Source organism: Streptococcus intestinihominis, from assembly GCF_046824975.1.
Taxonomy (GTDB): domain Bacteria; phylum Bacillota; class Bacilli; order Lactobacillales; family Streptococcaceae; genus Streptococcus.
In genome coordinates this window covers 2,439-11,333 of the sequence record NZ_JBKQBL010000006.1, presented here as the reverse complement: position 1 = coordinate 11,333, position 8,895 = coordinate 2,439, and the positions used below count along the sequence as shown (strand labels likewise).

At 40.2% G+C, this 8,895-nt stretch carries 19 protein-coding genes; all 19 read left to right on the top strand.

The genetic code is table 11. The annotated features are described in order from the left end of the window. Positions 1-88, top strand: an 88-nt coding sequence (gene rpmC, locus ACLOR3_RS08885; protein WP_412037171.1) for a 50S ribosomal protein L29, incomplete at its 5' end; no start/stop codon positions are given. 23 nt (positions 89-111) lie between these two features. Continuing rightward, on the top strand, positions 112-372 hold the full coding sequence (rpsQ, locus tag ACLOR3_RS08880) for a 30S ribosomal protein S17 (RefSeq protein ID WP_000440801.1): 261 nt from the start codon (positions 112-114) through the stop codon (positions 370-372). 25 nt (positions 373-397) lie between these two features. Continuing rightward, complete coding sequence (gene rplN / locus ACLOR3_RS08875) at positions 398-766, top strand: 50S ribosomal protein L14 (protein WP_002894494.1); 369 nt, start codon at positions 398-400, stop codon at positions 764-766. Between the two features lie 77 nt (positions 767-843). Continuing rightward, complete coding sequence (rplX, locus tag ACLOR3_RS08870) at positions 844-1,149, top strand: 50S ribosomal protein L24 (RefSeq protein WP_006595185.1); 306 nt, start codon at positions 844-846, stop codon at positions 1,147-1,149. A gap of 23 nt (positions 1,150-1,172) precedes the next feature. Next, on the top strand, positions 1,173-1,715 hold the full coding sequence (gene rplE / locus ACLOR3_RS08865) for a 50S ribosomal protein L5 (RefSeq protein WP_006595184.1): 543 nt from the start codon (positions 1,173-1,175) through the stop codon (positions 1,713-1,715). A 17-nt stretch (positions 1,716-1,732) separates the two neighbouring features. Next, the gene (locus tag ACLOR3_RS08860) at positions 1,733-1,918 is read left to right on the top strand and encodes a type Z 30S ribosomal protein S14 (protein WP_001085699.1); all 186 of its coding nucleotides are present in this window, start codon (positions 1,733-1,735) and stop codon (positions 1,916-1,918) included. A 212-nt stretch (positions 1,919-2,130) separates the two neighbouring features. Then, positions 2,131-2,529: a 30S ribosomal protein S8 gene (rpsH, locus tag ACLOR3_RS08855; protein ID WP_006595183.1), complete on the top strand. Its 399-nt coding sequence runs from the start codon at positions 2,131-2,133 to the stop codon at positions 2,527-2,529. Between the two features lie 188 nt (positions 2,530-2,717). Continuing rightward, positions 2,718-3,254 carry a 50S ribosomal protein L6 gene (gene rplF, locus ACLOR3_RS08850; RefSeq protein WP_411400915.1) on the top strand — a complete coding sequence of 179 codons (537 nt, stop codon included), beginning with the start codon at positions 2,718-2,720 and terminating at the stop codon, positions 3,252-3,254. A gap of 83 nt (positions 3,255-3,337) precedes the next feature. Next, on the top strand, positions 3,338-3,694 hold the full coding sequence (gene rplR / locus ACLOR3_RS08845) for a 50S ribosomal protein L18 (protein WP_003010871.1): 357 nt from the start codon (positions 3,338-3,340) through the stop codon (positions 3,692-3,694). A gap of 17 nt (positions 3,695-3,711) precedes the next feature. Next, positions 3,712-4,206, top strand: coding sequence for a 30S ribosomal protein S5 (rpsE, locus tag ACLOR3_RS08840; RefSeq protein ID WP_006595182.1), 495 nt, complete (start codon positions 3,712-3,714; stop codon positions 4,204-4,206). A gap of 14 nt (positions 4,207-4,220) precedes the next feature. Next, positions 4,221-4,403, top strand: a complete 183-nt coding sequence (gene rpmD, locus ACLOR3_RS08835; protein ID WP_002894509.1) for a 50S ribosomal protein L30 — start codon at positions 4,221-4,223, stop codon at positions 4,401-4,403. 145 nt (positions 4,404-4,548) lie between these two features. Continuing rightward, a complete protein-coding gene (rplO, locus tag ACLOR3_RS08830; RefSeq protein WP_006595181.1) occupies positions 4,549-4,989 on the top strand; it encodes a 50S ribosomal protein L15 in 441 nt (146 codons plus the stop codon). Positions 4,990-5,001: 12 nt separating this feature from the next. Continuing rightward, positions 5,002-6,309 (top strand): preprotein translocase subunit SecY, encoded by a 1,308-nt coding sequence (gene secY, locus ACLOR3_RS08825; protein ID WP_195324663.1) that lies wholly within the window; start codon positions 5,002-5,004, stop codon positions 6,307-6,309. A 96-nt stretch (positions 6,310-6,405) separates the two neighbouring features. Next, a complete protein-coding gene (locus ACLOR3_RS08820) occupies positions 6,406-7,044 on the top strand; it encodes an adenylate kinase (RefSeq protein WP_006597039.1) in 639 nt (212 codons plus the stop codon). A gap of 116 nt (positions 7,045-7,160) precedes the next feature. Next, positions 7,161-7,379 (top strand): translation initiation factor IF-1, encoded by a 219-nt coding sequence (infA, locus tag ACLOR3_RS08815; RefSeq protein WP_001029883.1) that lies wholly within the window; start codon positions 7,161-7,163, stop codon positions 7,377-7,379. 23 nt (positions 7,380-7,402) lie between these two features. After that, positions 7,403-7,519, top strand: coding sequence for a 50S ribosomal protein L36 (rpmJ, locus tag ACLOR3_RS08810; protein ID WP_001808836.1), 117 nt, complete (start codon positions 7,403-7,405; stop codon positions 7,517-7,519). A gap of 17 nt (positions 7,520-7,536) precedes the next feature. Then, a complete protein-coding gene (rpsM, locus tag ACLOR3_RS08805) occupies positions 7,537-7,902 on the top strand; it encodes a 30S ribosomal protein S13 (protein WP_003009631.1) in 366 nt (121 codons plus the stop codon). 26 nt (positions 7,903-7,928) lie between these two features. Then, positions 7,929-8,312 (top strand): 30S ribosomal protein S11, encoded by a 384-nt coding sequence (gene rpsK, locus ACLOR3_RS08800; protein ID WP_001118385.1) that lies wholly within the window; start codon positions 7,929-7,931, stop codon positions 8,310-8,312. Positions 8,313-8,357: 45 nt separating this feature from the next. Beyond that, on the top strand, positions 8,358-8,895 hold a 538-nt coding region (locus ACLOR3_RS08795), incomplete at its 3' end, for a DNA-directed RNA polymerase subunit alpha (protein ID WP_412037153.1).

Below are 8,895 nucleotides of genomic sequence, written 5' to 3'. Positions count from 1 at the left end.
TGCAGGTCAATTGGAGCAAACTGGACGTTTGAAAGAAGTGAAAAAACAAATCGCTCGTATCAAAACTGTTCAATCAGAAGCTAAATAATAGACTAGGGAAGGAGAATTTCAATGGAACGCAATAATCGTAAAGTTCTTGTTGGACGCGTTGTGTCTGACAAAATGGACAAAACAATCACAGTTGTAGTTGAAACTAAACGTAACCACCCAGTCTATGGTAAACGTATCAACTATTCTAAAAAATACAAAGCACATGATGAAAACAACGTTGCCAAAGAAGGCGATATCGTTCGTATCATGGAAACTCGTCCGCTTTCAGCTACAAAACGCTTCCGTCTTGTAGAAGTTGTTGAAGAAGCGGTTATCATCTAATCAAACCTGAAAGGAGAAAACTGAAATGATTCAAACAGAAACTCGTTTGAAAGTCGCAGACAACAGCGGTGCTCGCGAAATCTTGACTATCAAAGTTCTTGGTGGTTCAGGACGTAAATTTGCAAACATCGGTGATGTTATTGTGGCATCTGTAAAACAAGCTACTCCTGGTGGTGCGGTTAAAAAAGGTGACGTTGTAAAAGCTGTTATCGTTCGTACTAAATCAGGTGCTCGTCGTAAAGATGGTTCATACATCAAATTCGATGAAAATGCTGCAGTGATCATCCGTGAAGACAAAACTCCTCGCGGAACTCGTATCTTTGGCCCAGTCGCTCGTGAATTGCGTGACGGTGGTTTCATGAAGATCGTATCACTTGCTCCAGAAGTACTTTAATTTTAAAAATCACAAACACAGTCCCCTGGCTCATTGGCCAGGGTGCCCATCGGGCGTAAGAATAAAAGGAGAATAAAATGTTTGTAAAAACTGGCGACAAAGTTCGTGTAATTGCTGGTAAAGACAAAGGTGTTGAAGCTAAAGTCGTTGCTGCTCTTCCAAAAGTAAATAAAGTTGTTGTTGAAGGTGTAAACCTTGTTAAAAAACACCAACGTCCAAATAACGAAAACCCTCAAGGTGCTATCATCGAAAAAGAAGCTCCAATCCATGTATCAAACGTTCAAGTCTTGGACAAGAACGGTGTTGCTGGACGAGTTGGCTACAAATTCGTAGACGGCAAAAAAGTTCGTTATAACAAAAAATCAGGCGAAGTGCTTGACTAATCACGAAGGAAAGGAGAAGTATAATGGCTAATCGTTTAAAAGAAAAATACCTTAATGAAGTAGTTCCAGCTTTGACTGAACAATTTAACTACTCATCAGTTATGGCAGTGCCAAAAGTTGATAAGATCGTTTTGAACATGGGTGTTGGAGATGCTGTTTCTAACGCTAAAAACCTTGAGAAAGCTGCTGAAGAATTGGCATTGATCTCAGGTCAAAAACCACTTATCACAAAAGCTAAAAAATCAATCGCCGGCTTCCGTCTTCGTGAAGGTGTAGCGATCGGTGCGAAAGTAACTCTTCGTGGCGAACGTATGTACGAATTCTTGGACAAATTGGTTTCAGTTTCACTTCCACGTGTTCGTGACTTCCATGGTGTTCCAACAAAATCATTTGACGGACGCGGAAACTACACACTTGGTGTGAAAGAACAATTGATCTTCCCAGAAATCAACTTTGATGATGTTGATAAAACTCGTGGTTTGGATATCGTAATCGTAACTACTGCGAACACAGACGAAGAATCACGTGCATTGCTTACTGGCCTTGGTATGCCGTTTGCAAAATAATATAGGAGGTAAAACTAATGGCTAAAAAATCTATGATTGCTAAGAACAAACGCCCAGCGAAGTTCTCTACTCAAGCATACACTCGCTGTGAACGTTGTGGACGTCCACACTCAGTTTACCGCAAGTTTAAACTTTGCCGTGTTTGCTTCCGTGAATTGGCATACAAAGGACAAATCCCTGGTGTCACTAAAGCATCTTGGTAATAGCATGATACAAAGAGCGTGACAACCTCAGCAAAAATAGGAGATTTGATGCAGGAGCGATGCTCCAAGACAAATCTATCTTTTTTGCCCAGGTTGTAGCTCGTGTTCAAATGAGAAATCCTCATTTGTATGTATCTAAACTTTCTGAGCCCAGCTCAATCATTAACTAGCAAGTGAAACATTCAAACTACTAGTAAGAGGAGAAATATAAAATGGTTATGACTGACCCAATCGCAGACTTCCTAACTCGTATTCGTAACGCTAACCAAGCAAAACACGAAGTACTTGAAGTACCTGCATCAAACATCAAAAAAGGGATTGCTGAAATCCTTAAACGCGAAGGTTTTGTAAAAAATGTTGAAGTAATCGAAGATGACAAACAAGGTATCATCCGCGTGTTCTTGAAATACGGAGCAAACGGTGAAAAGGTTATCACAAACTTAAAACGTGTTTCTAAACCAGGTTTGCGTGTTTACAAAAAACGTGAAGATCTTCCAAAAGTTCTTAACGGACTTGGAATTGCTATCCTTTCAACTTCTGAAGGTTTGCTTACTGATAAAGAAGCACGCCAAAAGAACGTTGGTGGGGAAGTTATCGCTTACGTTTGGTAATATTTAGCTCCCAATTTCGTTGTGACTCTTCGTTATTGTCTCTTGCCTAACCCAAAGTTATGTCTGCGAGACAATGCCTCGATTCACTTAGAAATTGAGACCTAAACATTAACTTTTAAATCAAAAAGATTTAAACCCCGTGAAAACTGGCCTTCAAAGGCCTGACAATTTAACAGGAGAATAAAAACATGTCACGTATTGGTAATAAAGTTATCGTGTTGCCTGCTGGTGTTGAACTCACTAACAATGGCAACGTTGTAACTGTAAAAGGACCTAAAGGAGAACTTACTCGTGAGTTCTCAAAGGATATTGAAATCCGTGTGGAAGGTACTGAAGTAACTCTTCACCGTCCAAACGATTCAAAAGAAATGAAAACAATCCACGGAACTACTCGTGCCCTTTTGAACAACATGGTTGTTGGTGTTTCAGAAGGATTCAAGAAAGAACTTGAAATGCGCGGGGTTGGTTACCGTGCACAACTTCAAGGAAACAAACTTGTCTTGGCTGTAGGTAAATCTCATCCAGACGAAGTTGAAGCTCCAGAAGGAATTACTTTTGAACTTCCAAACCCAACGACTATCGTTATCAGCGGAATTTCAAAAGAAGTAGTTGGTCAAACAGCTGCTTACGTACGTAGCCTTCGTTCACCAGAACCTTACAAAGGTAAAGGGATCCGTTACGTTGGTGAATTCGTTCGCCGTAAAGAAGGTAAAACAGGTAAATAATGTAGTTTGGTTGTTTTTCAACCAATCTTCATCTTACCAACTCAGTGCTTAGCACATGATTTTAAAATTAAGAGGTGAAAATTGTGATTTCGAAACCAGATAAAAATAAAATCCGTCAAAAACGCCACCGTCGCGTTCGCGGAAAACTCTCTGGAACTGCTGATCGCCCACGTTTGAACGTATTCCGTTCTAATACAGGCATCTACGCTCAAGTAATTGATGACGTAGCGGGTGTAACGCTCGCAAGCGCTTCAACTCTTGACAAAGAAGTTTCAAAAGGAACTAAAACTGAACAAGCCGTTGTTGTCGGCAAACTTGTTGCTGAACGTGCAGTTGCTAAAGGTATTTCTGAAGTGGTGTTCGACCGCGGTGGATATCTATATCACGGACGTGTTAAAGCTTTGGCTGATGCAGCTCGTGAAAACGGATTGAAATTCTAATAGGAGGACACTAGAAAATGGCATTTAAAGACAATGCAGTTGAACTTGAAGAACGCGTAGTTGCCATCAACCGTGTTACAAAAGTTGTTAAAGGTGGACGTCGTCTTCGCTTTGCAGCTCTTGTAGTTGTTGGTGACCGTAACGGACGTGTTGGTTTTGGTACAGGTAAAGCTCAAGAAGTACCAGAAGCAATCCGTAAAGCAGTAGAAGATGCTAAGAAAAACTTGATTGAAGTTCCTATGGTTGGAACAACAATTCCTCACGAAGTAACATCAGTATTTGGTGGAGCTCGTGTATTGTTGAAACCAGCTATCGAAGGGGCTGGGGTTGCTGCAGGTGGTGCAGTTCGTGCCGTTGTTGAATTGGCAGGTATTGCAGATGTAACATCTAAATCACTTGGATCAAACACTCCAATCAACATTGTTCGTGCAACAGTGGAAGGTTTAGCTCAATTGAAACGCGCTGAAGAAGTTGCTGCCCTTCGTGGTATTTCAGTTTCTGACTTGGCTTAAGAAAGGAGATTCAAATGGCTCAAATTAAAATTACTTTGACTAAGTCTCCAATCGGACGCATCCCGTCACAACGTAAAACTGTTGTAGCACTTGGACTTGGCAAATTGAACAGCTCTGTTATTAAAGAAGATAACCCAGCAGTACGTGGTATGATCACTGCAGTATCTCACTTGGTAACAGTTGAAGAAGTAAAATAATCTATTTTGAAATAGAACAAGGTTTTCAGGGGTATGAGAATTTTCTCATCCCCTAAAACTAAATATAAGTATAGGCGAGTTTGTAGTCGGGACACCTTTTCCTGATTACATGCGTTAGCAATTTACAAAAGAGGAGAAAATAATAATGAAACTTCATGAATTACAACCTGCTGCAGGTTCACGTAAAGTCCGCAACCGTGTTGGTCGTGGTACTTCATCTGGTAATGGTAAAACTTCTGGCCGTGGTCAAAAAGGTCAAAAAGCTCGTAGCGGTGGCGGTGTACGTCTTGGTTTTGAAGGTGGACAAACTCCATTGTTCCGTCGTCTTCCAAAACGTGGATTTACAAACATCAACGCTAAAGAATATGCGATTGTAAACCTTGATCAGTTGAACGTCTTCGAAGATGGTGCTGAAGTAACACCAGTTGTACTTGTTGAAGCAGGTATTGTAAAAGCTGAAAAATCAGGAATTAAAATTCTTGGTAACGGAGAATTGACTAAGAAATTGTCTGTTAAGGCAGCTAAATTCTCTAAATCAGCTGAAGAAGCTATCACTGCTAAAGGTGGTTCAGTAGAAGTCATCTAAGAGGGGTGACCTATGTTCTTTAAATTATTAAAAGATGCATTTAAGGTTAAACAAGTACGATCAAAAATTTTATTTACTATTTTTATCATACTTGTCTTCCGAATTGGGACCACGATTACGGTTCCTGGTGTGAATGCGAAGATCCTTAACAACTTACAAGATGTTTCCTTCTTGAATATGATGAGCTTGGTGTCAGGGAATGCCATGAGAAACTTCTCTGTCTTCGCCCTCGGGGTGAGTCCTTACATCACGGCTTCCATCGTAGTTCAGCTCCTTCAAATGGATTTGCTTCCAAAGTTTGTTGAGTGGGGGAAACAAGGAGAAGTTGGGCGGAGAAAGTTAAATCAGGCAACACGCTATATTGCCTTGGTTCTAGCTTTCGTTCAATCCATTGGAATTACAGCTACTTTCCATACTTTGTCACAAGCTAAATTAGTATCGACACCGAACGTTGAAACCTACATCTTAATTGGTGCAATTTTAACGACAGGTTCGATGATTGTGACCTGGTTGGGAGAACAGATTTCAGACAAAGGATACGGAAACGGTGTTTCTATGATCATCTTTGCGGGGATTGTTTCTTCCATCCCAGAAATGATCAAAGGTGTTTATGAAGATTCATTTGTCAACGTCCGTTCTGGACAATTGAACAATTCACTAATTTTCGTAGGTGTGTTAATCTTAGCGATTTTAGTGATTATCTACTTCACAACCTTTGTGGAACAAGCACAGTATAAAATTCCAATTCAATACACAAAGATTGCACAAGGAGCACCATCTAGTTCATATCTTCCATTGAAGGTAAACCCAGCTGGAGTTATTCCTGTCATCTTTGCTAGTTCGATCACAGCTGCGCCGGCAGCAATTTTCCAGGTCATTAGTGCCATGGGTTACAATGCTGGATGGGTTCGAACAGCACAATCTATGTTAGCAACCAATACACCAACAGGTGTAGCAATGTATGCTTTGCTAATCATTTTGTTTACTTTCTTCTACACATTTGTACAGATTAACCCAGAAAAAACTGCGGAAAATCTACAAAAGAGTGGTGCCTACATTCCAGGTGTACGTCCTGGTAAGGGAACAGAAGACTACATGTCACGTCTTCTTAGACGGTTGGCTACGGTTGGTTCTCTCTTCCTTGGATTCATCACCATTATTCCAATTCTTGCCCGGGATGTCTTTGGTTTAACAGATACAGTTGCTCTCGGAGGAACTAGTCTCTTGATCATCATCTCAACTGGTATTGAAGGAATGAAACAATTAGAAGGTTACTTATTGAAACGCAAATACATTGGTTTCATGGATACAACAGAATAGAATTAGGTTGACATTGTCAACCTTCTATTTTGTTTTTGAATAAGTTTGTTAGATCGTAACAGACTTATTTAAAAACAAAATAAGGAGCAAATGATTATGAATCTATTAATCATGGGATTGCCTGGAGCAGGTAAGGGGACACAAGCGGCTAAGATTGTCGAACAATTTCAAGTTGCACATATCTCAACTGGGGATATGTTCCGTGCTGCAATGGCCAATCAAACCGAAATGGGTGTGTTGGCAAAATCATTCATCGATAAAGGTGAATTGGTGCCGGATGATGTGACAAACGGGATTGTAAAAGAACGTTTGGCTCAAGACGATATTAAGGAAAAAGGATTCCTCTTAGATGGTTTCCCTCGTACAATTGAACAAGCACATGCTTTGGATCAAATCTTGGTCGACCTTGGTCTTGAACTTGAGGGAGTGATCAACATCGAAGTAGATCCATCTTGCCTTCTTGAACGCTTGAGTGGACGTATTATTCACCGTGAAACAGGTGAAACCTACCATAAGGTATTCAATCCACCAGCTGATTACAAGGAAGAAGACTATTACCAACGTGAGGACGATAAACCAGAAACGGTTAAACGTCGCTTGGATGTGAATATTGCTCAAGGTGAGCCAATTCTTGCTCATTATCGTGCAAAAGGGTTAGTCCATGATATCGAAGGAAATCAAGACATTAACGACGTCTTTAAAGATATCCAAAAAGTCTTGGAGAATTTGAAATAAAAACGTTTTAGTCACTTGCAATAATTGACAACAAGTGATACAATGAATTAGTCTGACTTATAATTGTTACCTCTGTGCTCAGAGGAATGAATCGAAATTTATGGAGGTACTTTTGCGTGGCAAAAGACGATGTGATTGAAGTAGAAGGCAAAGTAGTCGATACGATGCCGAATGCTATGTTTACGGTTGAACTTGAAAATGGACATCAGATTTTAGCAACAGTTTCTGGTAAAATTCGTAAAAACTATATTCGTATTTTAGCGGGAGATCGTGTTACAGTGGAGATGAGTCCGTACGATTTGACACGTGGACGTATCACATACCGCTTTAAATAATCGAAAAACTTGGAGGGATAAAAATGAAAGTAAGACCATCGGTCAAACCAATTTGCGAATACTGTAAAGTAATTCGTCGTAATGGTCGTGTTATGGTAATTTGCCCAGCAAATCCAAAACACAAACAACGTCAAGGATAAGATAGAAAGGAGAAAACATGGCTCGTATTGCTGGAGTTGACATTCCAAATGACAAACGTGTAGTAATTTCATTGACTTATGTATACGGTATCGGACTTCCAACATCTAAGAAAATTCTTGCTGCTGCAGGCGTTTCTGAAGATATTCGTGTTCGCGACCTTACACCAGATCAAGAAGATGCTATCCGTCGTGAAGTTGACGCAATTAAAGTAGAAGGTGACCTTCGTCGTGAAGTGAACTTGAACATTAAACGTTTGATGGAAATCGGTTCATACCGTGGTATCCGTCACCGTCGTGGACTTCCTGTTCGTGGACAAAACACTAAAAACAATGCTCGCACTCGTAAAGGTAAAGCTGTTGCGATTGCTGGTAAGAAAAAATAAGAAAATAAAATAAGGAGGTAAAAATCTTGGCTAAACCAACACGTAAACGTCGTGTGAAAAAGAATATCGAATCAGGTATTGCTCATATTCACGCAACATTTAATAACACAATTGTTATGATTACTGATGTGCATGGTAACGCAATTGCATGGTCATCTGCAGGTGCTCTTGGTTTCAAAGGTTCTCGTAAATCTACACCATTTGCTGCACAAATGGCATCAGAAGCTGCTGCAAAATCAGCTCAAGAACATGGTCTTAAATCAGTAGAAGTTACTGTTAAAGGTCCTGGTTCTGGTCGTGAGTCTGCTATTCGTGCTCTTGCTGCTGCTGGTCTTGAAGTTACTGCAATCCGCGATGTGACTCCTGTGCCACACAATGGTGCTCGTCCTCCAAAACGTCGCCGTGTATAATCATCAACAATTACACAGCTTTTCGTTTCAGAGGGAGTATAGCAAATGATTGAGTTTGAAAAACCAAATATAACAAAAATTGATGAAAATAAAGATTACGGTGTATTTGTAGTAGAACCACTTGAACGTGGTTATGGTACAACACTAGGGAACTCTCTTCGTCGCGTATTATTAGCTTCACTTCCAGGTGCTGCTGTTACTTCAATTAACATTGAAGGTGTATTGCACGAATTTGATACAGTTCCAGGTGTCCGTGAAGACGTTATGCAAATCATTCTTAACGTTAAAGGGATCGCTGTAAAATCTTACGTCCAAGACGAAAAGATTATTGAACTTGATGTAGAAGGTCCTGCAGAAGTGACTGCTGGAGATATTCTTACAGATAGTGATATTGAAATTGTAAACCCTGATCATTATCTTTTCACAATCGGTGAAGGATCAAGCTTCAAAGCGACTTTGACTGTAAACAGCGGTCGTGGTTATGTTCCAGCTGATCAAAATAAAAAAGATGATGCACCAGTAGGAACACTTGCTGTAGATTCAATCTATACGCCAGTGACAAAAGTTAATTACCAAGTTGAAC

What these genes read in the sequence shown, in the direction of transcription:
- rpsQ (WP_000440801.1), top strand. Translation starts at nt 112, where the DNA reads ATGGAACGCAATAATCGTAAAGTTCTTGTTGGACGCGTTGTGTCTGAC.
- rplN (WP_002894494.1), top strand. Translation starts at nt 398, where the DNA reads ATGATTCAAACAGAAACTCGTTTGAAAGTCGCAGACAACAGCGGTGCT.
- rplX (WP_006595185.1), top strand. Translation starts at nt 844, where the DNA reads ATGTTTGTAAAAACTGGCGACAAAGTTCGTGTAATTGCTGGTAAAGAC.
- rplE (WP_006595184.1), top strand. Translation starts at nt 1,173, where the DNA reads ATGGCTAATCGTTTAAAAGAAAAATACCTTAATGAAGTAGTTCCAGCT.
- ACLOR3_RS08860 (WP_001085699.1), top strand. Translation starts at nt 1,733, where the DNA reads ATGGCTAAAAAATCTATGATTGCTAAGAACAAACGCCCAGCGAAGTTC.
- rpsH (WP_006595183.1), top strand. Translation starts at nt 2,131, where the DNA reads ATGGTTATGACTGACCCAATCGCAGACTTCCTAACTCGTATTCGTAAC.
- rplF (WP_411400915.1), top strand. Translation starts at nt 2,718, where the DNA reads ATGTCACGTATTGGTAATAAAGTTATCGTGTTGCCTGCTGGTGTTGAA.
- rpsE (WP_006595182.1), top strand. Translation starts at nt 3,712, where the DNA reads ATGGCATTTAAAGACAATGCAGTTGAACTTGAAGAACGCGTAGTTGCC.
- rpmD (WP_002894509.1), top strand. Translation starts at nt 4,221, where the DNA reads ATGGCTCAAATTAAAATTACTTTGACTAAGTCTCCAATCGGACGCATC.
- rplO (WP_006595181.1), top strand. Translation starts at nt 4,549, where the DNA reads ATGAAACTTCATGAATTACAACCTGCTGCAGGTTCACGTAAAGTCCGC.
- secY (WP_195324663.1), top strand. Translation starts at nt 5,002, where the DNA reads ATGTTCTTTAAATTATTAAAAGATGCATTTAAGGTTAAACAAGTACGA.
- ACLOR3_RS08820 (WP_006597039.1), top strand. Translation starts at nt 6,406, where the DNA reads ATGAATCTATTAATCATGGGATTGCCTGGAGCAGGTAAGGGGACACAA.
- rpmJ (WP_001808836.1), top strand. Translation starts at nt 7,403, where the DNA reads ATGAAAGTAAGACCATCGGTCAAACCAATTTGCGAATACTGTAAAGTA.
- rpsM (WP_003009631.1), top strand. Translation starts at nt 7,537, where the DNA reads ATGGCTCGTATTGCTGGAGTTGACATTCCAAATGACAAACGTGTAGTA.